The sequence below is a fragment of the Pseudoflavonifractor phocaeensis genome, assembly GCF_038439875.1.
Lineage (GTDB): Bacteria > Bacillota > Clostridia > Oscillospirales > Oscillospiraceae > Vermiculatibacterium.
This window is the reverse complement of the sequence record NZ_JBCDMT010000004.1, coordinates 330,517-353,182: the sequence shown is the minus strand read 5'-3', so window position 1 is coordinate 353,182 and position 22,666 is coordinate 330,517. Positions and strand designations below refer to the sequence as shown.

At 62.2% G+C, this 22,666-nt stretch carries 21 protein-coding genes and 1 pseudogene; 8 read left to right on the top strand and 14 right to left on the bottom strand.

The window, feature by feature from the left end; translation table 11 throughout:
- Positions 1 to 26 precede the first annotated feature (26 nt).
- Positions 27 to 401: a desulfoferrodoxin family protein gene (locus AAEU42_RS08990; RefSeq protein WP_342233200.1), complete on the top strand. Its 375-nt coding sequence runs from the start codon at positions 27 to 29 to the stop codon at positions 399 to 401.
- An 86-nt stretch (positions 402 to 487) separates the two neighbouring features.
- Here the strand turns inward: AAEU42_RS08990 and AAEU42_RS08985 are convergent, their stop codons facing one another.
- Both AAEU42_RS08985 and AAEU42_RS08980 read right to left on the bottom strand, forming a co-directional pair.
- Entirely contained in the window at positions 488 to 1,624 is a 1,137-nt protein-coding gene (locus tag AAEU42_RS08985) for a site-specific integrase (protein ID WP_342233199.1), read from the bottom strand.
- A 141-nt stretch (positions 1,625 to 1,765) separates the two neighbouring features.
- On the bottom strand, positions 1,766 to 3,343 hold the full coding sequence (locus AAEU42_RS08980; protein WP_342233198.1) for an NAD(P)/FAD-dependent oxidoreductase: 1,578 nt from the start codon (positions 3,341 to 3,343) through the stop codon (positions 1,766 to 1,768).
- A gap of 199 nt (positions 3,344 to 3,542) precedes the next feature.
- Between AAEU42_RS08980 and AAEU42_RS08975 the strand changes: the two genes are divergently transcribed.
- Positions 3,543 to 4,919, top strand: coding sequence for a radical SAM protein (locus AAEU42_RS08975; RefSeq protein ID WP_342233197.1), 1,377 nt, complete (start codon positions 3,543 to 3,545; stop codon positions 4,917 to 4,919).
- Between the two features lie 229 nt (positions 4,920 to 5,148).
- Entirely contained in the window at positions 5,149 to 6,495 is a 1,347-nt protein-coding gene (gene gdhA / locus AAEU42_RS08970; protein WP_342233196.1) for an NADP-specific glutamate dehydrogenase, read from the top strand.
- A gap of 103 nt (positions 6,496 to 6,598) precedes the next feature.
- Here the strand turns inward: gdhA and AAEU42_RS08965 are convergent, their stop codons facing one another.
- Entirely contained in the window at positions 6,599 to 7,798 is a 1,200-nt protein-coding gene (locus AAEU42_RS08965) for an acetate/propionate family kinase (RefSeq protein ID WP_342233195.1), read from the bottom strand.
- Positions 7,799 to 7,983: 185 nt separating this feature from the next.
- On the opposite strand from AAEU42_RS08965, the gene AAEU42_RS08960 reads away from it, so the two are divergent.
- On the top strand, positions 7,984 to 9,165 hold the full coding sequence (locus tag AAEU42_RS08960) for a tRNA(Met) cytidine acetate ligase (RefSeq protein ID WP_342233194.1): 1,182 nt from the start codon (positions 7,984 to 7,986) through the stop codon (positions 9,163 to 9,165).
- 1 nt (position 9,166) lies between these two features.
- On the opposite strand, the gene AAEU42_RS08955 is transcribed toward AAEU42_RS08960, so the two are convergent.
- The 11 genes from AAEU42_RS08955 to AAEU42_RS08905 form a co-directional block, all read right to left on the bottom strand.
- Positions 9,167 to 9,856 (bottom strand): TVP38/TMEM64 family protein, encoded by a 690-nt coding sequence (locus AAEU42_RS08955; protein WP_342233193.1) that lies wholly within the window; start codon positions 9,854 to 9,856, stop codon positions 9,167 to 9,169.
- A 409-nt stretch (positions 9,857 to 10,265) separates the two neighbouring features.
- Positions 10,266 to 12,218 carry a fructose-1,6-bisphosphatase gene (locus AAEU42_RS08950; protein WP_342233192.1) on the bottom strand — a complete coding sequence of 651 codons (1,953 nt, stop codon included), beginning with the start codon at positions 12,216 to 12,218 and terminating at the stop codon, positions 10,266 to 10,268.
- 92 nt (positions 12,219 to 12,310) lie between these two features.
- On the bottom strand, positions 12,311 to 13,195 hold the full coding sequence (locus AAEU42_RS08945) for an RluA family pseudouridine synthase (protein WP_342233191.1): 885 nt from the start codon (positions 13,193 to 13,195) through the stop codon (positions 12,311 to 12,313).
- A 49-nt stretch (positions 13,196 to 13,244) separates the two neighbouring features.
- Entirely contained in the window at positions 13,245 to 13,796 is a 552-nt protein-coding gene (locus tag AAEU42_RS08940) for an FUSC family protein (protein WP_342233190.1), read from the bottom strand.
- A gap of 195 nt (positions 13,797 to 13,991) precedes the next feature.
- The gene (locus tag AAEU42_RS08935) at positions 13,992 to 14,756 is read right to left on the bottom strand and encodes an ABC transporter ATP-binding protein (protein ID WP_342233189.1); all 765 of its coding nucleotides are present in this window, start codon (positions 14,754 to 14,756) and stop codon (positions 13,992 to 13,994) included.
- Positions 14,753 to 15,781, bottom strand: a complete 1,029-nt coding sequence (locus AAEU42_RS08930) for a FecCD family ABC transporter permease (protein WP_342233188.1) — start codon at positions 15,779 to 15,781, stop codon at positions 14,753 to 14,755. The genes AAEU42_RS08935 and AAEU42_RS08930 overlap by 4 nt, the downstream gene beginning before the upstream one ends.
- The gene (locus AAEU42_RS08925; protein WP_342233187.1) at positions 15,732 to 16,700 is read right to left on the bottom strand and encodes an ABC transporter substrate-binding protein; all 969 of its coding nucleotides are present in this window, start codon (positions 16,698 to 16,700) and stop codon (positions 15,732 to 15,734) included. Before AAEU42_RS08925 ends, AAEU42_RS08930 begins: the two co-directional genes overlap by 50 nt.
- A gap of 75 nt (positions 16,701 to 16,775) precedes the next feature.
- Positions 16,776 to 17,846: a sulfite reductase subunit C gene (gene asrC, locus AAEU42_RS08920; RefSeq protein WP_342233186.1), complete on the bottom strand. Its 1,071-nt coding sequence runs from the start codon at positions 17,844 to 17,846 to the stop codon at positions 16,776 to 16,778.
- A gap of 14 nt (positions 17,847 to 17,860) precedes the next feature.
- Complete coding sequence (asrB, locus tag AAEU42_RS08915) at positions 17,861 to 18,652, bottom strand: anaerobic sulfite reductase subunit AsrB (RefSeq protein WP_342233185.1); 792 nt, start codon at positions 18,650 to 18,652, stop codon at positions 17,861 to 17,863.
- 5 nt (positions 18,653 to 18,657) lie between these two features.
- A complete protein-coding gene (gene asrA / locus AAEU42_RS08910) occupies positions 18,658 to 19,701 on the bottom strand; it encodes an anaerobic sulfite reductase subunit AsrA (RefSeq protein ID WP_342233347.1) in 1,044 nt (347 codons plus the stop codon).
- A 167-nt stretch (positions 19,702 to 19,868) separates the two neighbouring features.
- Positions 19,869 to 20,738: a LysR family transcriptional regulator gene (locus AAEU42_RS08905; RefSeq protein ID WP_342233184.1), complete on the bottom strand. Its 870-nt coding sequence runs from the start codon at positions 20,736 to 20,738 to the stop codon at positions 19,869 to 19,871.
- A 242-nt stretch (positions 20,739 to 20,980) separates the two neighbouring features.
- On the opposite strand from AAEU42_RS08905, the gene AAEU42_RS08900 reads away from it, so the two are divergent.
- The 4 genes and pseudogenes from AAEU42_RS08900 to AAEU42_RS08885 all read left to right on the top strand — a co-directional run bounded on the left by AAEU42_RS08900 (position 20,981) and on the right by AAEU42_RS08885 (position 22,659).
- Positions 20,981 to 21,193, top strand: coding sequence for a 4Fe-4S binding protein (locus AAEU42_RS08900; RefSeq protein WP_342233183.1), 213 nt, complete (start codon positions 20,981 to 20,983; stop codon positions 21,191 to 21,193).
- Positions 21,190 to 21,765 (top strand): 4Fe-4S binding protein, encoded by a 576-nt coding sequence (locus tag AAEU42_RS08895; protein ID WP_342233182.1) that lies wholly within the window; start codon positions 21,190 to 21,192, stop codon positions 21,763 to 21,765. Before AAEU42_RS08900 ends, AAEU42_RS08895 begins: the two co-directional genes overlap by 4 nt.
- 173 nt (positions 21,766 to 21,938) lie before the next feature.
- Positions 21,939 to 22,243: pseudogene (trxA, locus tag AAEU42_RS08890) on the top strand (thioredoxin).
- A 44-nt stretch (positions 22,244 to 22,287) separates the two neighbouring features.
- Positions 22,288 to 22,659, top strand: a complete 372-nt coding sequence (locus AAEU42_RS08885) for a DsrE family protein (protein WP_342233181.1) — start codon at positions 22,288 to 22,290, stop codon at positions 22,657 to 22,659.
- The last annotated feature ends 7 nt before the right edge of the window (positions 22,660 to 22,666 follow it).

Genomic DNA, 22,666 nt, shown 5'->3' with positions numbered 1-22,666 from the left:
AGAAAATATATAAGGAGGAATCAAGCATGAAATTCTATATTTGTGCCCACTGCGGCAACATCGTTACCTTCCTTCGGGATACCGGAGTGCCCGTGATCTGCTGCGGAGAGCCCATGAAGGAGCTGGTCCCCGGCGTGGTTGACGCCGCCACGGAGAAGCACGTCCCCGTCGTGGAGACCGAGGGCGACGTGGTCACCGTGAAGGTGGGCGAGGTGGAGCACCCCATGATCCCCGAGCACTATATCCAGTGGATCGTGCTGGAGACGGAGCGGGGCTACCAGCAGCGGGCCCTGCGGCCGGAGGAGCCGCCCCGCGCGGTGTTTGCCCTGGCCCCGGGAGACCGGGCGGTGGCCGCCTACGAGTTCTGCAATCTCCACGGCCTTTGGAAGAAAGAGCTGTAATCAGAAGAAAAAACGCCCCCGGGACAGGTTCCCGGGGGCGTTTTGTACGCCTGAGGGACCTGTTTCCGAGGGCAAAGTGTGTTTTCTTATTTAAGGGCCTGGGCCACCTTGTCCAGCGTGGCGGTGTGGAGCTGGTCCACCAGATGGGTGTAGATGCGTCCCGTGGTGGCGGGGGTGGAGTGGCCCAGGGCTTTGCCAATGTCGAAGAGGGGGGCGCCCTGGGCGGAGGCCACGGTGGCGAAGGTGTGCCGCAGGCCGTGGAGGGTGAGGGGCGGCAGCTCGTCGTGGGAGCGGATGAACTTGGTGAAGGCCAGGGAGAGGGAGTTGGGGGAGAAGGGGACGCCGCTTTTGTCCACGGCCACCAGCCCGCTGTTGGGCCAGGCGGGGCCCATGGCCAGCCTGTGCTCGTTCTGGCGGCCCCGCTCCTGGCGGAGCAGGCGGTAGATGTCGTCCCCCATGTGGAGGACCCGGGCGGAGGAGCGGTTCTTGGTCTCCTTGTCGATGACCCGGGCCCCGGCCACGGTGCGGGCGGCCCGGATGTGGATCTTCCGCAGCTGGAAATCCACGCTCTCCCAGCGCAGGCCGCAGATCTCCTCCCGCCGCAGGCCCAGGCTTCCGGCCAGATGGACCACCACCTCCAGCCAGTGGCCCTCCACCAGCTGATAGAGCCGCTTGAGGTTTTCCGAGGTATAGTACCGGGTTTCCTTGGGGATGACCCTGGGGGGCTCCACCCGCTCGGTGGGGCAGCGGGGGATCAAGTCCTGCCGGAGGGCTGCGTGCAGGGCGGCGGAGAGAAGGTCGTGGTGCCGCCGCACCGTGTTGGCGGAGAGCCCCTTTTCCCGCATCAGCTCGGCGTAATAGCGCTGCAGATCCTTGGGTGAGACCTTTTGGAGGGGGATGTGGCCCATGGCGGGGGAGAGGTGGTTGACGATGATCTTCCGGTAGCCGTACACGGTGGTTTCCGCCCGGTTGGGGATGATGATCTCTTCCATCCAGACGTCCAACCACTGGTCCAGGGTCATGTCCACCGGGATGATGGCTTCCGCCTGGGCCTTCTTTGCCAGGAATTCGTTGCGGGCCTTTCGGGCGGCGGTAAGGGTGGGGAAGGTGCGGTATTGCCGCAGCCTCCGGCCGTCCTCGTCCCGGCCCAGGTCCATGTAGAGGTAGTAGACGTTGCGCTGGTCATCATAAGAGATGCCCCGTTCATACTGCTTTCTGCTCATTTCTCTTTCTCCTTTCAGCAGTTCGACCATATTCGACAAGTAAAAAGCCTACCATGACGGAGAGAAAATGAGTAGAAAAATCTCCCCTTGCTCCTAGAATCTGGAGCAAGGGGAGATTTTATACATCGATGGGAAAACGGATCAGTTTGCGCAGACCGCCTCGGCCACCCGGATCCCGTCCACGGCGGCGGAGGTGATGCCCCCGGCGTAGCCGGCCCCCTCACCGCAGGGGTAGAGGCCCCGGAGGAGGGACTGGAACCCCTCGTCCCGGGGGAGGCGCACCGGGGAGGAGGAACGGGTCTCCACCCCGGTCATGACGGCGGCAGGGTCGGCGAAGCCGTGAAGCTTGCGGTCAAAGACAGGCAGGGCGGCGCGGAGCGTGTCCGTCACGTATCCGGGGAGACAGTCCTCCAGGCTGCCGGGGACCACGCCGGGGCGGTAGGTGGGGGAGATCCCTGACAGGGAGGAAGTGGCCCGGCCCGCCAGGAAATCCCCCACACTTTGCCCTGGGGCCAGGAAGGCACCTCCGGAGGAGGAGAAGGCCAGACGCTCCCACCGCTCCTGGAAGGCGATGCCGTCCAGGGCACCGGGGCCGAAGTCGGCGGGGGAGACCCCCACCAGGAACCCGCCGTTGATGTTGGCCCCGTCCCGGGCCCGCAGGCTCATGCCGTTGGTGACCACGCCCCCCTGCTCCGAGGCGGCGGCCACCACCTGGCCGCCGGGGCAGACGCAGAAGGTGAAGGCGGAGCGGCCGCCGGGCAGGTGGCAGGACAGCTTGTAGTCCGCCGGGGGGAGCTTTTCCCAGGCGGGGCCGTACTGGGCCGCCGAGACGGCCTCCTGGCTGTGTTCGATCCGGCAGCCGATGGCGAAGGGCTTGGCCTCCATGGGGATCCCCGCCGCCTGAAGCATCCGGAAGGTGTCCCGGGCGGAGTGGCCGGGAGAGAGGACAAGGGCGTCGCAGTCCAGGCGGTAAGGCCCTTCCCCGGCGGTCACCTGGATCCCGGTGAGATGCCCGTCCCGGATCTCCAGACCGGTGAGTTGGTGGCCGAAGCGGACGTCGCACCCCAAGGCGAGGAGCTCCCGGCGGATGCTTTTCACTACCTCCCGGAGAAGGTCGGTGCCCACGTGGGGTTTCTGCTGCCAGAGGATATCCTCCGGGGCGCCGTGCTTTACGAATTCCTCCAGGACGGCAGTGATGCGCCTATCATGGGTGCCGGTGTTCAGCTTGCCGTCGGAAAAGGTGCCCGCGCCGCCTTCGCCGAACTGGACGTTGGAGGCGGGGCCCAGGGGACCGCCGGACCAGAAGCGCTCCACGTCCGCCGCCCGCTCCTCCACCGGGCGTCCCCGCTCCAGGACGATGGGGGCAAGCCCGGCCCGGGCCAGAAACAGGGCGGCAAACAGCCCCGCGGGGCCCATGCCCACCACCACGGGGGGCAGGGGGGAGGCGCGGCGGACCTGGGGGAACACATAGGGCTCAGGGGCCCAGAGGGACACATTGGGGTCGTGGATACGGGAGAGCAGCCGGGCCTCATCCGCCGCCTCCACCCCCACTGCGCACACATAGCGCACATCCTGCTTCTTCCGGGCGTCCACGGAGCGGCGCAGAAGGAGCACCCTGTCCAGGGAGTCGGGGGAGACCCCCAGCAGCTTCGCCGCCCTGCGGGCCAGATCCTCGGGTGTATAGTCCAGGGGGAGGGAGAGATTTTGTATCTTGATCATGTAAATCACCGCTTTTCAGTGTACCATAGTTTGCCCCGTCGGACAACGCGGAAAATGACGAATCAAAAAGAATTAAACTACACCTGTTGATTTTCTTTGAAACTGTGTTATAATAATGATTAAGCAAGGTTATCAACATGCTGTCCAATACATAAATTACCAAGAGTGGCACGCTGAAAAAAGAATGGAGCTGAATACGATGGGAGTAATGGATAAAGCCAAGCAGGCGGCTCTGGCCGCCGCGGTTAACGGGGCCTTGGGATACCTGGAAAAAGACCCGGAAGAGAACCTTCCCAAGCTGATGGAACTGGTGGACCGTCTTTCTCCGGACGGCTGGTACGAGGGCCAGCGGGGCGCCGTGCGCAGCGCCATTCAGAACAAGGACAACTGGTATGACCTCATTCTGCGGGTGTACGATTTGGACCCGGAGGTGCGCAAGGTCTTTTTCCGGAACTTTATCGTCAACGCCAGCCTGAAGGGCACCGGGATCCAGCAGGAGGTGGCTCAGCGGGAGAACTGCAACGTGCCCTGGGCGGTGTTGCTGGACCCCACGTCGGCCTGCAACCTCCACTGCACCGGATGCTGGGCGGCGGAGTACGGCAATAAGCTCAACCTGACGCTGGAGGACATGGATTCCATCATCAGCCAGGGCAAAGAGCTGGGCATCTACATGTACATCTATACCGGCGGCGAGCCCTTGGTGCGGAAGGCCGACCTGATCAAGCTGTGTGAGATGCACCCCGACTGCGAATTCCTCTCCTTCACCAACGCGACCCTTATCGACGAGGCCTTCTGCCAGGATTTGCTGCGGGTGAAGAACTTTATTCCCGCCATCTCTCTGGAGGGCTTTGAGGAGGCCAACGACAGCCGGCGGGGCGAGGGCGTCTATGACAAGGTCACCACCGCCATGCGCCTCCTGAAGGATCACAAACTGCCCTTCGGCATCTCGGCCTGCTATACCAGCGTCAACTGCGAGGACATCACCAGCGAGGCTTTCTTCGACCAGCTCATTGATCTGGGCGCCCTGTTCACCTGGTTTTTCCACTATATGCCCGTGGGCAACGACGCGGCGCTGTCCCTGCTGCCCAGCCCGGAGCAGCGGGAGATGGTGTACCACCGCATCCGCCAGTTCCGGGGGAGCAAGGCCCTGTTTACGCTGGACTTCCAAAACGACGCCGAGTACATCGGCGGCTGCATCGCCGGCGGGCGGGAGTATCTGCACATCAACGCCAACGGGGACGTGGATCCCTGCGTGTTCATTCATTATTCCAATGCCAATATCCACGACTGCACACTGCTGGAGGCGCTGAAGAGCCCGATTTTCATGGCCTACCACGACAACCAGCCCTTCAATGACAACATGCTCCGGCCCTGCCCCATGCTGGAGAATCCGGAGCGGCTGCGCCAGCTTGTGAAGGAGACGGGAGCCAAGTCCACCGACATGCAGTCTCCCGAGAGCGCCGACCACCTCTGTGACAAGTGTGAGCAGTACGCCGCCTGCTGGAAGCCCACGGCGGAAAAGCTGTGGAGCGAGACGCTGGAGAAAAAGGCGGCCGCGGCTTCGGGACGGAAATAACCTACATAAGAAAGACCCGGCGGTGTTGCCGCCGGGTCTTTTTGTAATTGCCGACAAGAGAGAAAAGCCTCAAATATGAAATTTTGGAATGCTGTTGATGCAGATTTCTATTGCGCATTCCCGTGTTGAAGGGTATAATGAGGACAATCTTTCAGACGAAATGAAAGTGGCAGGGATAAATCTGGCGGGATAGTCCTTTTTGCCCGCCCCAGGTAAAGGAGAGATTCTTATGGTGTTGAAAAATCCGTACCTGAAAGGTGTCTACGAGGCACTGGAGAAAAAAAGCGCCCATGAGCCGGAATTCCTTCAGGCGGTCCAGGAGGTTTTGGAGTCCCTGGAGCCTGTGGTGGAACGCCGCCCCGAGCTGGAAAAGTGGGGGATCATCGAGCGCCTGGTAGAGCCGGAGCGGATCGTCCAGTTCCGGGTGCCCTGGGTGGATGACAGCGGCAAGGTCCGGGTCAACCGGGGCTACCGGGTGGAATTCAACTCCGCCATTGGCCCCTATAAGGGCGGGCTGCGGTTTCATCCCAGCGTCAATCTCTCCATCATCAAATTCCTGGGCTTTGAGCAGACCTTTAAAAACGCCCTGACCACCCTTCCCATGGGCGGCGGCAAGGGGGGCAGCGATTTTGACCCCAAGGGCAAGTCGGACGCGGAGGTTATGCGCTTCTGCCAGTCCTTTATGACGGAGCTCCAGCGCCATATCGGGCCCGACACCGACGTGCCGGCCGGGGATATCGGCGTGGGCGGCCGGGAGATCGGCTACCTCTTCGGCCAGTATAAACGAATCCGCAACGAGTTCACCGGAGTCCTTACCGGCAAGGGCCTGAACTACGGCGGCTCCCTGGCCCGGACCGAGGCCACCGGCTACGGCATCTGCTACTTTGCCGAGGAGATGCTCAAGGCCGCCGGGAAGTCCTTCGAGGGCCAGAAGGTGGTCATCTCCGGCTCCGGCAACGTGGCCACCTACGCCAACCAGAAGGCTGTCCAGCTGGGGGCCACCGTGGTGGCCATGAGCGATTCCTCGGGCTATATCGTGGATGAGAACGGCATCGACTACCGGATCATCCAGGAAATCAAGGAGGTCAAGCGGGCGCGGATCAAGACCTACCTGGACTATGTTCCCACCGCCAAGTACGTGGAAGGCTGCGGCGGGATCTGGAATGTGAAGTGCGGCGTGGCGCTGCCCTGCGCCACCCAGAACGAGCTGGATGCGGCGGGGGCCAAGGCTCTGGTGGCCAACGGCTGCTTCGCCGTGGTGGAGGGGGCCAACATGCCCTGCACCCCCGAGGCCGTGGCCGTGATCCAGGGGGCGGGACTGCTGTTCGCCCCTGCCAAGGCGTCCAACGCCGGCGGCGTGGCCACCTCCGGCCTGGAGATGAGCCAAAACTCCCTGCGGCTGTCCTGGAGTTTTGACGAGGTGGACGAAAGATTGCACGGCATCATGGTGAATCTCTACCACAGCGCCGCCCAGGCCGCCGAGGAGTACGGTATGAAAGGCAATCTGGTGGCGGGCGCCAACGTCGCCGGGTTCCTCAAGGTGGCGGACGCCATGCTGGCCCAGGGCGTGGTTTAACGCTTCAAAATCAATAAGCGATCCTGCTCTTAGAACCAAGTACAAGACAATAATAAGGAGGGGCGCCCTAACGGGCGCCCCTCCTTTGGCATTTAATATCAGATCAATGCTTGCCCACGATCTCGGCGGTGTCGGTGGCGATCATCAGCTCTTCATCGGTGGGGATGAGGAGGACCTTCACCTTGGAGTCGGCGGCGGAGATAACGGTCTCCTTGCCCCGGGTGTTGTTGGCTTCGGCATCCATCTTCACGCCCATGAACTCCAGGCCAGAGGCCACGGCCATCCGGGTGGCGGCGTCGTTCTCGCCCACGCCGGCGGTAAAGACGATGGCATCCACTCCGCCCATGGCGGCGGCATAGGCGCCGATGAGCTTCTTCACGTTGTACTGGAAGCTCTCCAAAGCCAGCTCGGCCCGGTGGTTGCCGCCCTTGGCGGCGTCCTCCAGATCACGGAAGTCGGAGGACACACCGGAGATGCCCAGCACGCCGGACTTCTTGTTGAGGATGTTCAGCATCTCTTTGATGTCCATGCCGTACTTGGTCATCAGGTACTCCAGGATGCCGGCGTCCAGATCGCCGGAGCGGGTGCCCATGGGCAGGCCGGCCAGGGGGGTGAAGCCCATGGAGGTGTCCACGCTCTTGCCGCCGTCCACGGCGGCCACGGAGGAGCCGTTGCCCAGGTGGCAGGTGATGATCTTCACATCCTCGGCCTTCTTGCCCAGCATGGCGGCGGCCCGGGCGGTGACATAGCGGTGGGAGGTGCCGTGGAAACCGTAACGGCGGACCTTGTCCTTCTCGTAATACTCATAGGGAAGGGCATAGAGGTAGGCCTTTTCGGGCATGGTCTGATGGAAGGCAGTATCGAACACGGCCACCATGGGCACGCCGGGCATGACCTTCTGGCAGGCCTGGATACCGGTGATGTTGGCGGGGTTGTGGAGAGGAGCCAGGGGGATGCACTCTTCCAGGGCCTTCATCACGTCGTCGGTGATGAGGGCGGAGGCGGCAAACTTCTCCCCACCATGCACCACCCGGTGGCCCACGGCGTCGATCTCCTTCACGTCCTTGATGACGCCGTGCTCGGGGGAGACCAGGGCGTCCAGCACAGAGGCGATGGCCTCGGAGTGGGTGGGCATGGGGATCTCGAATTCCTTCTTCAGGTCCTTGGAGGGGACCTTGTGGGTCAGACGGCCGTCGATGCCGATGCGCTCGCACAGGCCCTTGGCCAGCACGTCGTGGCTGGCGGAGTCCATGAGCTGATACTTCAGGGAGGAGCTGCCGGCGTTGATGACGAGGATCTTCATTGGTTCTTCTCTCCTTCAAAATAAAAATGTTCCCGATACTTGTGATTCCATCAAAAATGTGTTAAATTCTTAACAAGATAGGGACAAAAACTCAACGTTTTTATTGTATCACTTTTTGGAAAAAGAACAACTCCTTTTTCCGTGCAAAAGAACGCGGAAAGAGTGGGCGTATTTGGAGGAAAGTCATGAAAGCAGTGGGCATCGTCGCGGAATATAACCCCTTCCACCTGGGTCATGCCCACCACATCGCCGAGACACGCCGGCGTTTGGGCGGGGAGACGCCGGTGGTGTGCGTCATGTCCGGCAGCTGGGTCCAGCGGGGGGAGTGCGCCCTGACGGACAAGTGGACCCGGGCGGCCCTGGCGCTGGCAGGGGGAGCCGATCTGGTGCTGGAACTGCCCCTGCCCTGGGCCATCTCCTCTGCCGAGGGCTTTGCCCGGGGGGCGGTGGCCACGCTGGAGGCTACCGGCGTGGTGGATACCATCTCCTTTGGAAGCGAGAGCGGCGACCTGGCGGCCCTCAAACATCTGGCGGAAGTCCTGGAGGGGGAGGAATACCGGGACGCGCTGCGGGTGGAGATGGACAAGGGGATCTCCTTTGCGGCGGCCCGGCAAAAAGCCGCCCAGCGCTGCGTGGGAAAAGAGGCGTCGCTGCTGAACAGCCCCAATGACAGCCTGGGGGTGGAATACCTGCGGGCGGCGGGCAAAGGACTGGCCGCCGTGGCCATTTTTCGGCAAGGGATTTCCCATGACAGTGATTGCCCTGCAAATGGTTTCGCCTCCGCCTCCACGCTGCGGGCTCTGGCCGGGCAGGGGCGGTGGGAGGAGCTGGAACGCTGGACGCCGCCGGGGATCCGGGCCGCGCTGGAGCGGGCCGGGACGGCGGATATGGAGCGGATCCAGCGGGCGGTCCTGGCCCGGCTGAGGCAGATGGACGAGAGGGACTTCTCCCGGCTTCCCGACAGCGGGGCGGCGGAAGGTCTGCCCGCCCGGCTGATGCGGGCGGCGGGAAAGGCCGGGAGCCTGGAGGAGTTTTATGAGCTGGCGAAGACCAAGCGGTACGCCCATGCCCGGATCCGGCGGCTGGCCCTGTGGGCATTTTTGGGGCTGACCGCCGCCGACCGCCCCAGCGGGCCCTCCTATCTCCGGGTGCTGGGGATGAACGGCAGGGGAAAGGCCCTGCTGCGGGAGATGAAAGTTCGGGCGGCGGTGCCCGTCCTGACAAAGACGGCCCATGTGCGGGAGCTGGACGAGGCGGCCCGGCGGCTTTTTGCGCTGGAATGCCGGGGGACCGACCTCTATGGGCTGTGTTTTGAGACAGTAAGGCCCGGCGGTATGGATTATACCGCCGGGCCCGTAGTGGTGTGATTCATTTTTTGAGGCGCCTGAGGACGGCCTCCTCGAACCGGTCGCCATACTTCATGGCCCAGAGGAACAGGGCCAGTCCGCCGAGGTCCAGCAGGACCATGCCCCACAGCGGGATGGAGAGGGCGGAACCGCCCAGAGCTGAGGCCACCAACAGCCCCCAGGGCCGGGCGACGGCCACCAGGACCAGGAACCGGCGGAAGGGCACGTCGGTGAGGCCCGCCATGATGCAGATGAGGTCGTCGGGGAAGAAGGGGAAGAGGAAGGCCAGAAAGAGGAACACATCCCGCTTGCGGCGGATGACCTCGCCGTACTTCTCCAGATTCCGGCGGCTGATGAACCGCTCGGCAAAGGGCCTGCCCAGGGTCCGGCCCAGCTGAAAGACGATGACGGAGCCCAAAGTGACCGCCCCGGCGGTGAGCAGGAAGGCCGGAAGGGTGCCGAAGAGGAGGCCCCCCACGGCTGCGGTGAGGTTACTGGGGATGGGAGCCAGGATGACCGAAGCCAGCTGGATGGCAAAAAAGACGAAGTGAGAATAGGGGGTAAAACGTTCGATGTACCGGCGCAGCTCCCCTGGGGAGCCGATGGCGGCGAAAAAGCCGGAGCTCCAGAGGAGAAAGACGAGAAGAGCCAAAAGGACCAGCGTGATCACCAGGGTCACCCCCCATGTGATCCGCTCTTTACCGGCTTTCATTCGCGTCACCTCTTTTCCTGTGTTCTATGGAACAGGATAACACGTTCCCCGGCGCAAATCCATCATCAAATCCAGACGTTTTTCTTAAAAAAGACGAAAGAAAAAAGGGTACAAAAAAGCCACACCTGGCACCAAGGTGTGGTTACTTCTTTGCCGTGGAATGTTTTGTTGGTTACCGCTGGCTGGGGATCACGGTCCCGCCGGAGAAGATCATGTCGTCCACGTCTCCCGTGCGGTGCTTGTTCTCATAAGTCATAGAAGTTCCTCCTTTCTTTTGTACTGACCTTAGTATAGGCCCTTCCAAGGTCAAAATCAAGGGGATTTTGGTAATGTTATATAAATGTAATGTAAACCTTTTGTGAATAACGTAGAAAAAAGAAGGGGGCGAGCTGTGGCTCGCCCCCTTGCATTATTCATTCTGCTCCTTGATGACGCCCTCCCGATAGGCGGTGAGAAGGTCCTGAAGGCAGCTGATCTGTTCCCGGAGCTTGGCGCCGGTATCGGTATCGCCCACCAGCACCCGCTTGGGCACGGTCTCCACGATGCGCACACTGGGGGCGCTGTTGCGGGGATTGTCTTTGATTTGGCTGTAAGGCTTGTGCTGGGCCAGGGCCAGATGGTGGGAGTTGTAGATGAGGGTGTAGCCGCCGAAGCCGGTCTGACGCTGATAGGCCTTGGAGATACCGCCGTCAATGACGAAGAGGAGCCCGTCGCCCCGGATGGGGCTCTCGCCCTCCCGTTCCTTGACGGGGACGTGGCCGTTGACGATGTGGGAGTGGGCGGGGTCCAGGCCAAATTCCCGCAGGATCATTTCGCAGACGGCGCGCTGCTGGACCTGGGTGTAGTAGGGATTGTAGATCTCTACGTGGGTCTCCGGCTCGGCGATGAAATAGCGCTCAAAGGCGGCGATCTTGCTCTTGCCGAAGAGGGGGGACTTGGGTCCCATCCAAAGGTACCAGCACAGGTCCACGGCGCTCTCCCGCTCCATGGAGCCGGCCGGGGCGTAGAAGGCGGCCCGGACCTTGGCGTCCAGGGCATCCAGATAGGCCCGCCCCGACAGGTATTTGCCGTCCAGAGAGATGGACTCAAAGGCCCCGTCCGCCGTCATGGGGATACAGCCGTGATAGAGAAGGTTGCCGTTGACCACCTTGTACATCCCGCCGTGGGAAAGGAGGAACCGGATGTGCTTGCCCAGCAGATTGCTGTGCTGGAAAGAGGCGGTGAGCCGGTCCATCAGCTCTTGCTCCTCCTCTGAGAGCTTCAGAGGGTCGGCGGGGTCCACGGTGGGGAAGGAGCGGTCCAGCAGAGGATAGGTCCTGCCGTCCAGCTCCAGGGTCCCGGCGGAAAAGTCGATGTGGGAGAGGAGGACCCGGTCCTCCAGGCCGTATTCCGGGTGCCGGCGGAGCAGCTGCCCCTCCAGCTTCATCTCCATGATAAACATGGCCTTGTGCATCTTGGAGGCCAGGGCGGCGTCCACGGGGTCGAATTCGTTTTCGTCCAGGATGTGGGGGGCAAAGCGCTCACAGGGGTCGTCCCGGTAGACCTCGGCGGCGAACATGGACAAAGGCCGCAGGTTGATGCCGTAGCCGTCCTCCAGCTGGTCGAAGTTGTTGTAGCTCACGCCCCGCCGCAGGACGCTGGCCACGCAGGTCTGGTTGCCCAGGTAGGCGCCGATCCAGGTGATGTCGTGGTTGCCCCACTGGATGTCTACGTCGTGGAAACGGCGCAGCTCATCCAGGATGCGGTCGGCGTGGGGGCCGCGGTCGAAGATGTCGCCTAGGATATGTAGCATGTCCACGCTGCACTCCCGGATGAGGGAGCAGAACTGGATGATAAAGGCCTCCGAGGTGCCGGTGGTGACGATGGAGCAGATGATCTCCTCGTAGTAGCGCTCCTTATTCTCCTCCGTGTCCGCGTGGAGGAGCTCGTCGATGACATAGGAGAAGTTGGGCGGGATCTTTTTACGCACCTTGGAACGGGTGTATTTGGAGGAGACTACCTTACAAACCTGCACCAGCCGGTAGATGGCGATGCGGCACCAGTTATCATAGGCCTCGTCGTCCAGGTCACCGCGGAAGCGAGCCAGGGTGTCGGCGGGGGAATAGATGAGCATGGCCAATTCCTCCCGCTCCTTGACGGAGACGGAACGGGAAAAGAGGTCCTCGATCTTGTCCCGGATGATGCCGGAGGCGCTGGAGAGCAGATAGCTGAAGGCGTCATACTCCCCATGGAGGTCGCTGAAAAAGTACTCGGTGCCCTTGGGCAGGCAGCAGATGGCGTTCAGGTTGATGATCTCCGCCGAGGCGGAGAGGGCGGTGGGGTAGCTGCGGGACAGCAGGCGTAAGTAATGAAGGTCTGTCATTGGGAAAACCCTCCGTTCCAGTTCTTGATGATTCCCAGTATAGCACAAATCAAAGGCAAAGTCAGCGAAAACAGAATGGAGAGTTCAAAAATTCAGGCCTCTCCCGCCCAGCGGCGGCGGGGAAACAATTTCCGAAAACCGTCGGGCACCGGGGCGGTAAAGGAGAGCGTCTTGTGGTCTCTGGGATCGGAGAGAGTGAGCTGGTAGGCGTGGAGGGCCAGCCTTTTGATGGGATCGGTGGCGGCATCATACTTTTTGTCTCCCGCCACCGGGTGGCCCAGCTCCGAGAGGTGGGCCCGGATCTGGTTTTTCCGGCCGGTCTCCAGCGCCACGTCCAAAAGGGCGTACTCCTTCCGCCGGGCCAGGACATGATATGTGGTCACGGCCTCCTTGCCCTCGTCCCCCTTGGCGGAATATACCTTATGGAGGGAGTTCTCCTTGAGCTTAGAGCGGCAGGCGCCGCTGTCGGGCAGGTCGGTTCCCTCCACCACGGCCCAGTAGCCCCGCTTTTGGACCAGGCCGTTCCAGTTATCCTGAAGGGACCGCTTCAGCCCCTCGTCCTTGGCGAAGAGGAGGACCCCCGAGGTGTCCCGGTCCAGCCGGTGGACGATAAAAAGCCGGGCCCGGTCGTCCCGCCCCCTGAGGTAGTCGTTGGTCATGCGGTAGGCGGTGCGGAGCTTCTCCCGTTCGGTGGACACGGACAGAAGCCCGGCGGGCTTATGGATGACGATCAGCCCCCCATCCTCGTAGAGGACGGGAAAGGGGAGCACGGGGCCCCTGGACTGGGGCAGGACCGTTACCTGCTGGCCCGGCTCAAGGGGATGGTCGAACTTGGTCTGGGGGCGGCCGTCCACCAAGACCTGGCTCCGGGAGAGCAGGTGCTTGACGCTGTTGCGGGACTGGCTGCCGATATGTTCCAACAGAAAATCCAGAAGGAGAGCGGGCTGCTCCACCGGATAGGCGGTCTCTTTTTTCATATGTTCCTCCGATGCCGGCAAAAGACGGCGGTTTGATAAAAGGATTATATCACACTTTCGCCGCCGGTTCCTCCTTTGATTTCAAACGGAGCCATTTCTCCAGCCGGCGGCGGGGGAGAAGGAGGTTGACCAGCAGGGAGATGAGGACGCCCACACCGGTGTCCAGCATGCGGGCCAGGGCGTAATCGATATGGTTGGCCGGGGTGTTGAAAAGGATGATGCACAGCACCACGCCCCCGGGCTGTACGGCCCCCGGCCAGCGGAAAAAGACGGACAGGGTGACCAGGACGATGACGCCGAGAAACAGCAGCGGCAGACGGAAATAGTAGTTTCCCTCCGGGGCTACGCGGTGTTCCAGCTCAAACAGTCCCAGCCCCAGAAAGCCGCCGATAATGGTGCCGATGAGGCGGTTCCCGCCGTTGCGCCAGGAGTCCTCCATGTCGCTGCCCAAGCCGAACACGGCGCCGATGCAGGCGAAGGTGGGGTTTCGTCCAGGGAGAAAGAGATACAAAACCGCAGTCAGAGTGGCGGCCAGGGCGGTCTTGATGCTCCGAAGGCCCAGACCCGGAAACGGGGCGTGGGCAGGCCTGTGTTCTTCCATAGGAAATCGCTCGCTTTCTCAGTTGTGAAGTGCAGGGCGCATTTTCCATATGGTACCATAAATGCATGGGGAAGGAAAGGTATAAACCTGCCAAATATATCATAAAAAAGGGGGAATATGGGTTTCGGAATGACAGGCGTTTTGTTCTGAAAACAGATCGAAGGCCGCCGGGCTATCCCGGCGGCCTTCGATGGATCAGGGCATGGAGACGGTGCGGAAACGGTAGAGGCTGTCTGGCCGGTCGTCCGGCCGGACGGAGGCGCCGAAGGCACGGTTCAGGGCCGGATGGGCGCACAGCTCGAAGGGAGGGCCCTCCGCCGTCAGGATCCCGCCGTCCAACAGCTTGAGGGAGCCGGCGCAGGAGAAGGCCTGGGGCAGGTCGTGGGCCACCATGATGATGGTCCGGCCCGAGCGGTGCAGATCCTCCAGCAATGCCAGCAGCTCCAGCTGGTGGCGGATGTCCAGGTAGGTGCAGGGCTCATCCAGCAGGATGGCGCGGGCGTCCTGAGCCACCACCATGGCCAGGTAGACCCGCTGCCGCTCTCCGCCGGACAGCTCTCTCAGCCGACGACCCAGCAGCGGGGCGCAGCCGGTCCGCTCCGCCGCCTCTTCCACGAGAGTCCGGTCTTTGGCGGTGAGGGTCTTGGAGAAGCCCAGGTGGGGGAACCGGCCGTGGGAGATGAGGGTGCGCACGTCGATATCGGGGATGGGCCGGGACTGGGGGAGATAGGCCAGCTGCTCCGCCCGGGCCCTCCGGGACAGGCCGCTCAGGTCCACGCCCCCCACTCGGACCGTCCCGGTGTAGGGAGACAGGCCCGCCATGGCCCGCAAAAGGGTGGACTTCCCCCCGCCGTTGGGGCCGATGATGCAGGTGAACCCGCCGTCGGGGAAGACGGTGGTGACGTCCGACAGGGCGGGGGTGCCGCCGTAGGAGACGCAGATATGTTCCAGCTCGATCACAGTGCCAGCCTCCTTTTGCGCCCCAGCAGGAGCCACAGAAAGAAGGGGGCCCCCAGGAAAGAGAGCAGGATACCCACGGGCAGCTCATAGGGTGCGAAGAGGAGCCGGGACAGGGTGTCGCACAGCAGCAGAAAGATGGCGCCCACCACGGCGGAAAAGGGGGTGAGCCAGCGGTAGTCGTTCCCCAGCAAAAAGCGGAGGGCGTGGGGCACCAGCAGGCCCACAAAGCTCAAAAGCCCTCCGATGCTCACGGCGCAGGCGGCCAGCAGGGCGGCGCAGAGAAGGGCCAGGAACCGGCACAGTCCCACCCGCAGCCCCAGGGAGGCGGCCACCTCATCCCCCAGCAGCAGCACGTTCAGCCGTCCTGACAGGAGGACTGCCCCGGCCAGGCCCAGGAGAAGGAGGGGGAGCACGCTTCGGAAGGAGGGGATCACCACGCCGCCGAAGCCGCCGATGGAAAAGCTGGAGCGGTCCATCACCGCTTCGGGCCGGAAGGTGACCAGCGCGTCGCTGGCGGCGGAGAGGAGGCTTGTAATGGCGACCCCGGCCAGGACGATGGTCATTCTGCTCCCGCCGGTGCTCCTAGCCAGGCCGTAAACCAGCATGGCGGAGAGAAACGCGCCCAGAAAGGCCGAAACCGTGCGGGCGGAGAGGGAGAGGGGGAAGAGAACGCCGGACAGGATCACGAAGAACCCGGCCCCGGCGTTGACGCCGATGGTGGAGGGGGCGGCCAGGGCGTTGCCCAGGGCCACCTGGAGCAGGAGGCCGGACACGGCCAGAGCCCCGCCGCACAGGCAGGCGGCGGCGGCCCGGGGCAGGCGGGCGTAGGCCAGGATGTTCTTCGCCGCCGTTCCGATTTCACGGCCCAGCATCCAGCCCAAAACCTGATCCGGCCCCACCCCGGAAGGGCCCAGGCACAGGGACAGGAGAAACAGGCAGCAGGCGGCCGCCAGGCACAGGGCCAGCAGGAGGGGGTTACGCTTCCGGGTAAGTCCCCGGCCAGAGGATGTGGAGCAGGTATTCATAGGCTTCTCCCCATTTCGCGTTGGGCTTGTAGTGGAACAGCTCTTTGGGCAGGATGTAAAAATGTCCGGCCTGGACGGCGGAGAGGCCATCCCAGGCGGGGTTGGAGCGGAGGGTGCGGTCCAGCTCGTCGATGGCCGCCTGCTCGTCCCCCATGGTGACCACGAAGATGAAGTCCGGGTCGGCGCTCACGATGGCCTCCATGCTCAGCTCCTCCAAGGCGGAGTTGCCGTCGGCCACGTTGACCACGCCCACGTCGGCCAGGATGTCGCAGGCCACGTTGTCCCGGGCCTTCACCTTCACCCCGCTGGAATAGGCCCGCAGGTAGAGGGCGGTAGGGGGCGTCTCCCCGGCGGGGACCCGGACCCGCAGACCGTCGATCTGGCCCTGGACGGCGATGCCGTTTTGCTCGTAGAGGTCCTTCCGGCCGGTGAGGGCGGTGAAGTCCTCTAAGACCTTCAGATAATCGGAAAACTGCTCCACCTTGGCGGCGTAACAGGGGATGCCGCCTTCCGTCAGGAGGGCGGCGGCCTCCACATGGCCCTCGATATCGGCGGAGGTGATGACCAGGTCCGGCTCCAGAGCCAGAATGGCTTCCACCGAGGGCTTTTTGATGGTACCCACGATGACGGCGTCTCCCACGTCCAGACCCCGCTCGTTCACCGCGTCGTCGGTGGTCCCGGCCAGGATGCCCCCCGCCAGGAGCCAGATCTCGGCCATGGAAGAGGAGAGGCCAACTACGGTTTTGGGCGGGGCCGCCAGGGCGACGGTCTGCCCCGTGGAGTCGGTGAGGGTGATGGGGGCGTTCGCCGCCCCAGTGGGCGAGGGGGTAGGAGAGGCCGCCGACGTGGCGGAGGGGGGAGGGGTGCAGCCGGAGAGCAGGAGCAGGAGCGCAAGGAGCGCGGGAAGGGTTCTTTTCACAGAGGGGTCCTCCTAATCGACAAAAAATCGCCGAGGCCCGGTCCCGCCGGACCGGACCTCGGCGCCGCTGATCTGTTATTCGCCGGCAGGCCCGGCGGAGTGGTGCATGGACATGGGTTTGACGTTGAAGTTGGAGCGGTACTCCGTCTCATGCCAGAAGATATCCTCGGCCACCAGGCACTCGGGGTTGAGTTCCACCCCGTCCAGAATGATCTCCTTGAACTTTTTATATCCGGCCCGGTCGATGAGGTGTCCGCCGTGGAGGTACTCGGGCTTGTAGTCCATGACCCAGGCGGAGAACTTCTGCCAGTTTTTGAGGACTCCCAGCACCACGTCCTCGGTGGCCCAGTTGAGGAACATCTTGCCCGTGCGGGGGGTCTGGCGGCCGGTACGTCCCCCCAAAATGACCCGGTAGAATTTGGCCTCCTGCCGGGTCCATGCGCTGGCGGGGCAGGCCCGGACGCACTCGCCGCAGCCCACGCAGCAGCAGGGGTCCTTCTCGATCTTGCCGGTGTCCTGGTTGAGGGAGAGGACCCGGGTGGCGCCGTGCTCACAGGCGGTGACGCAGGCCCCGCAGCCGATGCACCGCTCGGGGTGGTAGGTCATGCGGGCCACGCCGATGATGCCGAAGTCGCACAGGTGGGCCTTGTTGCAGTCGTTGGGGCAGCCGGCGATATTGATCTTGATGTGGTAGTGGCTGGGGAAGATGATGGGCTCGATCTTCCGGGCCAGCTCGAAGGTGTTGCAGTTGCCGCAGATGCAGTGGTAGTTGCCCACACAGGCGGTGATGTTCCGGGCGCCGATGGTGGGGTAACCGCTCTTGGGGTCCCAGGGCTGGGGCTCATGGGCCACGGTGTCCATGTCCACGCCGCACAGCTCCTCGTCCACCTCCTGGATATAGTCCTTCAGATAGGCGTTGACGGCTGGGATGTCCTCGTATTTGATGCCGGTGATGTCGAAGGTCTGGCGGGTGCCGAAGTGGAAGTTTCCGTCCCCCCAGGTCTTGGCGATGTGCTCGATGGTGGAGAGGTACTTGGCGTCCACCATGCCGCCGGGGACCCGCATCTGGAGCATGAACTCGCCGGGGACCTTGGACTGGCGGAAGCAGTTGAGCCGCAGCTTTTTGATATTGATGTCGTGATTCATTCTCTGCCCCTCCCTCAGTCCACCAGGTCCCGGGCCACGGTGTAGGGGAACACCGGCCCGTCCAGGCAGACATAGACCTCGTCGATGCGGCAGTGGCCGCATTTGCCCACCGCGCAGGACATCTTCCGCTCGAAGCTCATCCACATTTTGTCCGGGTCGGCCCCGCACTTCACCAGCTCCAGGCCGGTGAACTTCATCATGGGGGGTGGGCCTACCACCACGACGGCGTAGCTGCCGCCAAACTGGTGGAAGGGGATCTCCTTGACAAACTCGGTGACGAAGCCGGTGCGCCAGCCCTCCTTGTGGTCGGTGTCCAGGGCGTAGGTGGTGTGGAACTTCTTTTCCCACTCCTCCAGCTCGTTTTGAAAGACGATGCCCTCCTCGTTTTTAAAGCCGCAGATGAGGTGGACGTCCTCCACCAGGCCGGGCTCATCGGCGCAGGCCCGGAGCAGGGAGCGGACGGGGGCCAGGCCGGTGCCGCCGGTGATGACCACCAGATGCTTGCCCCGGAACTGATCCAGGGGCCAGCCCTTGCCGTAGGGGCCCCGGAGGAAGAGGGTGTCCCCCGCCTCTTTCTGGAAGATCACGTTGGTGACCTTGCCCACGCTGCGGATGGTGAACTCCAGCCAGCCCTCCCCCTGGGCGGAGACGGAAATAGGGGCCTCCCCCACCTTGGGGATGGAGAGCTGCATGAACTGGCCGTGCTGGGGTTTGGCGTCGGTTGCCACCCGGAAGGTCCACTCGTGGGCGCTCTCCTTCTTCACGCTGAGGATGGTGCAGGGCTGCGGCTGAACAGGATTTTTCATGGGGCTCACCGTCCTTCCTTGGCCAGATCGGCCTTGATCTCGTCCACGGCGGCGTTGACTTTATTCACCGTGGCGGAGAGGGAAATCAACTCCGGGCAGCGGTGGGTGCAGCGGCCGCAGCCGACGCACATATGGCTGTCCCCGAAGCGGGCTTTGTAGTCGTGGAACTTGTGGAGCACCTTGTAGCGCATCCGGTCCCCGGCGGTGGAGCGGAACTCCCTCTGCCCGGCCATCTGGTCGAAGCCGGCGATTTGGCAGGAGGCGGCCACCCGCCGGCGCTCGCCCACCTCCGGGTTGTCGCCATAGCAGACATCCCGGGTGGTGAAGCAGGTGCAGGTGGAGCAGGCCACGGTGCAGCTGCCGCAGGAGATGCACCGCTTGTCGAACTCCTTCCACATGGGGTGCTTTTTCAGGGCCTGGCGCACCGCCTTGTCGGAGAGGTCGGGGATCTCCACCTTCAGCTCGTTTTCCTCCACGAAGGCGGGTATGTATTCCCCCTGGGGCATTCCGCCGAAGTAGGGGGCGAAGGCGGGATCGGCCACCTGGACGGATACGCCGTCGTGGGAGAAACGGAGGGCCAGGGCGTAGTCGTCGGTTTTGTTGGTGCCCATGGAGACGCAGAAGCAGGTGTCGTCCCCGCCGCCGCACTCCATCATGGCGAAATGGACCTGTTCCCGCATCCGCTGGTAGTAAAAGTCGTCGTACCCGCCATTTCCGGCGTAGATTTTGGCCTGGACGTGCTGGGCGTTGATGTCGCAGGGCCGGGCCAGGATCAGGATGGGCTTGGTGGGCCCCTTGCTGGCGCGGTACTCATCCTCTGTGAAGTAGAAGATGGCCTGCTGGATGGGGGAGAGGACCTCCTTGGCGGGATAGTCCGATTTGACCTCCCACACGATGTCCCCGAACCGCTCTACCTCGGCGTAGCGGATCACGTCGGTGTCGGAATAGCGGCCCTGTTTGGGGAACCGCTTGGGGGCGTATACGCGGTAGTCTTTTCGCAAAGCGCTCAGAACCTGGTCGGCCTGGGCGGCGTTCAGGCAATAGCCCATCCTGCAAACCTCCATATTTATCAATTCCAATGAGTCCCATTTTTCTGATTTGGTACGCTCATTCTAGCATAGGACCAGTATCAAGAAAAATTAGGGTTTATTATTGTCCAATAATATTTTGTGATTGATAGAAAAATGCCCCGGGCTTTTTGCCCGGGGCATCTCCTTTATTGCGCTCCGCACAGCTCAGAGAAGAATTGGCGGAATTCCGCCGCGAAGGCGCTGCCTTTTCTCCAGAGAAAGGTGAATTCGTGCTCCACGTGAAAATCGGACAATGGCACCTCCCGCAGGGTCCCGGCGGCCAACTCCCGCTCCGCCGCCCGGCGGTAGAGAAAGGTGATGCCGCAGTCGGCCTTGACCAATTCTTTGATGATGGTCAGATCGCTGATTTCGATGACGTGGCGGAAATCGGCGGGGCGGAAGTTGCGCTCCTCCAGCACCCGCACCAGCACCTCCCGGGAGCCGGAGCCCGGGTTTCGGAGGATGATGGTTTCCCCGAACAGGTCCTCCAGGTGAAGCGGCGCGGGAGGAAGGGGGTGCTCCGCCGCGCAGACGCACACGTAGGGCTCCGTGGTCCAGGGAATGAAATCGTATTCGTCCTTGTGAAAGTACCCCTCCACCAGGGCAAAGTCCAGGCGGCCCTCGTCCAGCTCATGGAGCAGGAGCCGGGTGTTCTCCACTAGAAAGTGGACGTCGACCTCGGGGTGGCGCTTCAGATACGCGGCAAGCCTCTGGGGAAGCGCATAGGTTCCGATGGTAAGCGTGGCGCCGAAGCGGAGGGAGCGGGCCCCCTCCCGGCGGGCGGCAAAGTCCCGCTTGAGTTTTTCCTCGTCATGGAGCATGGCGACAGCGGCATCCCGCAGCATAGCCCCCTCGGCGGTCAGGGCCAGCTGTTTGTTGTGGTAAGTAAAAAGTTTGGCTCCATAGTGCTCCTGGAGATATTGGATGTGCTGGGTAACGGCGGGCTGGGTGACGTTCAGCCTTTCCGCCGCGCGGGTATAGTTGAGACAGCGGCAGACCTCCAAGAATGTCTCCATCCGAAAATCCAACACAGGCAGACGCCTCCCCTCTGGAAACAGTATAGCGGGTTTGGAGGGCCAAGTCAAAAAATGATGCGTGTCAAATATGAAAATCCCCAAACCATCCCAATCAGGCAGCTGTTGGAATGGCAGCGGCAGAAGGGCACCGAAACCTGGATGCTTTCTATAATGGTGATATCATCACAGAGGCGTATCCGCCCCCGTGCTATATTATTTTCATCCTGTTTTGGAGGTTTTGTATGGAACTCAAGATCAAAAAAGGGCGAAGGGCCTTTGTTGACACGGACTGCTGCGTTGCCTGCGGCTGCTGCAAGAAGGTATGCCCCACGGGGGCCATTGAGATATGGCGGGGAGTGGCGGCGCAGGTGGACCTGGAGAAGTGCGTGGGCTGCGGCAAATGTATGAAAGAGTGCCCCGCGAGCGTGATTGTCCTTCAGGAGGCGGCCATATGAAAAAGCGTTGGTATGACTATCTTTGGATCGTGTCCCTGGCCTATCTGATCCTGGGGTTTTTCAATATTTTATTTGCCTGGGCCGGTCTCTTGTGCTTTTTTATCCCGCTGCTCATCTCTGTGACTAAGGGGACGAAGGCGTACTGCAACCACTACTGCGGCCGGGGACAGCTCTTCAGCCTGCTGGGCAGCCGGTTTGGCCTGTCCCGTAAAAAAGATGTCCCCGGATGGATGAAAAGCAAATGGTTCCGCTATGGATTCCTGATCTTCTTTTTCGCTATGTTCTTCCTTATGCTGTGGAATACCTATCTGGTTTTTGCCGGCGCGGCAGATTTGAAGCAGGTGGTGACGCTGCTGTGGACCTTTAAGCTGCCCTGGCAGTGGGCATACCACGGAACCTTGTTTCATCCGGGCGTGGCCCAATTCGCCTTTGGCTTTTACAGCGTCATGCTGACCTCCACCGTCCTCGGCTTTCTGACGATGATGCTGTTTAAACCCCGGAGCTGGTGTGTCTACTGCCCGATGGGGACCATGACGCAGCTGATTTGCAAAGTGAAAACGGCGTCTGAATAAACCGGCCGCTCCCGCCTGGCCTTATGCCAGGTGGGAGCGGCTTACGGCAGCGGCCCTCAGAGGGTACATAGGAACTGGGGCCATGATTACTTAAATGTGACAATGTCACGGAAAGCCTGAGGCAAGTCAGGTATTATAAATTCAGAAAACACAAGGAACAGGAGGGCAAGAACATGTCTGCGATCCATATCCATAAAACAACTTTCACGCCGAGGTCATTGATTCCGATAAGCCCGTCTTGCTAGACTTCTGGGCTTCCTGGTGCGGCCCCTGCCGGATGGTCGGGCCGCTGGTGGAGGAGATCGCCGGGGAGCGCACCGACATCAAGGTGGGCAAGGTCAATGTGGATGAAGAGCGGGAGCTGGCCGCACGGTTTCAAATCACCAGTATTCCCACGCTGATGGTTATCAAGAAGGGAAAGATCGTCAGCCAGGCCATGGGGGCCAGACCCAAGCAGCAGATCCTCGCCATGCTTTGAGCGCCGGGCAGCGGATATTAACGTTATTTAAGGAGTTGAGCGGAATGAAGCAAACCGATTTTGTGGTCACCCTTTTTGAGGGGAAGGAAAATCCGAACAATCTGACCGTGGCGGTGGTCATGGGGGTCAACGCGCTGAAACAGGGGCACAGCGCCAGCATTATCCTCATGGTCGACGCCGTGGCGCTGGGCCAGCCGGACGCCGCGAAGGGGGTGGACATTGGAGCGCCCTTCCCGGAGGCGGGCGGCCAGTTGGAGGAGTTCCTGCGGCTGGGTGGTCAGGTGTGTATCTGCAACGCCTGCATGGAACACAACGGCTTTACGGCGGAGCAGATGGACAAACGCTATGTGCTGATCAACGCGCCCGATGTGGTGAGCCTGCTGATGGGGGCGAAGGGCTCCCTGCAGATCACGTAAACCACAG

Coding starts and splice junctions, on each gene's coding strand:
- AAEU42_RS08945 (WP_342233191.1), bottom strand. CDS start 13,195: ATGAAAAAAGAGACCGCCTATCCGGTGGAGCAGCCCGCTCTCCTTCTG.
- AAEU42_RS08955 (WP_342233193.1), bottom strand. CDS start 9,856: ATGAAAGCCGGTAAAGAGCGGATCACATGGGGGGTGACCCTGGTGATC.
- gdhA (WP_342233196.1), top strand. CDS start 5,149: ATGGTGTTGAAAAATCCGTACCTGAAAGGTGTCTACGAGGCACTGGAG.
- AAEU42_RS08930 (WP_342233188.1), bottom strand. CDS start 15,781: ATGAATACCTGCTCCACATCCTCTGGCCGGGGACTTACCCGGAAGCGT.
- AAEU42_RS08895 (WP_342233182.1), top strand. CDS start 21,190: ATGAAAAAGCGTTGGTATGACTATCTTTGGATCGTGTCCCTGGCCTAT.
- AAEU42_RS08905 (WP_342233184.1), bottom strand. CDS start 20,738: ATGGAGACATTCTTGGAGGTCTGCCGCTGTCTCAACTATACCCGCGCG.
- AAEU42_RS08950 (WP_342233192.1), bottom strand. CDS start 12,218: ATGACAGACCTTCATTACTTACGCCTGCTGTCCCGCAGCTACCCCACC.
- asrA (WP_342233347.1), bottom strand. CDS start 19,701: ATGGGCTATTGCCTGAACGCCGCCCAGGCCGACCAGGTTCTGAGCGCT.
- AAEU42_RS08960 (WP_342233194.1), top strand. CDS start 7,984: ATGAAAGCAGTGGGCATCGTCGCGGAATATAACCCCTTCCACCTGGGT.
- AAEU42_RS08940 (WP_342233190.1), bottom strand. CDS start 13,796: ATGGAAGAACACAGGCCTGCCCACGCCCCGTTTCCGGGTCTGGGCCTT.
- AAEU42_RS08990 (WP_342233200.1), top strand. CDS start 27: ATGAAATTCTATATTTGTGCCCACTGCGGCAACATCGTTACCTTCCTT.
- asrC (WP_342233186.1), bottom strand. CDS start 17,846: ATGAATCACGACATCAATATCAAAAAGCTGCGGCTCAACTGCTTCCGC.
- asrB (WP_342233185.1), bottom strand. CDS start 18,652: ATGAAAAATCCTGTTCAGCCGCAGCCCTGCACCATCCTCAGCGTGAAG.
- AAEU42_RS08985 (WP_342233199.1), bottom strand. CDS start 1,624: ATGAGCAGAAAGCAGTATGAACGGGGCATCTCTTATGATGACCAGCGC.
- AAEU42_RS08965 (WP_342233195.1), bottom strand. CDS start 7,798: ATGAAGATCCTCGTCATCAACGCCGGCAGCTCCTCCCTGAAGTATCAG.
- AAEU42_RS08900 (WP_342233183.1), top strand. CDS start 20,981: ATGGAACTCAAGATCAAAAAAGGGCGAAGGGCCTTTGTTGACACGGAC.
- AAEU42_RS08980 (WP_342233198.1), bottom strand. CDS start 3,343: ATGATCAAGATACAAAATCTCTCCCTCCCCCTGGACTATACACCCGAG.
- AAEU42_RS08885 (WP_342233181.1), top strand. CDS start 22,288: ATGAAGCAAACCGATTTTGTGGTCACCCTTTTTGAGGGGAAGGAAAAT.
- AAEU42_RS08975 (WP_342233197.1), top strand. CDS start 3,543: ATGGGAGTAATGGATAAAGCCAAGCAGGCGGCTCTGGCCGCCGCGGTT.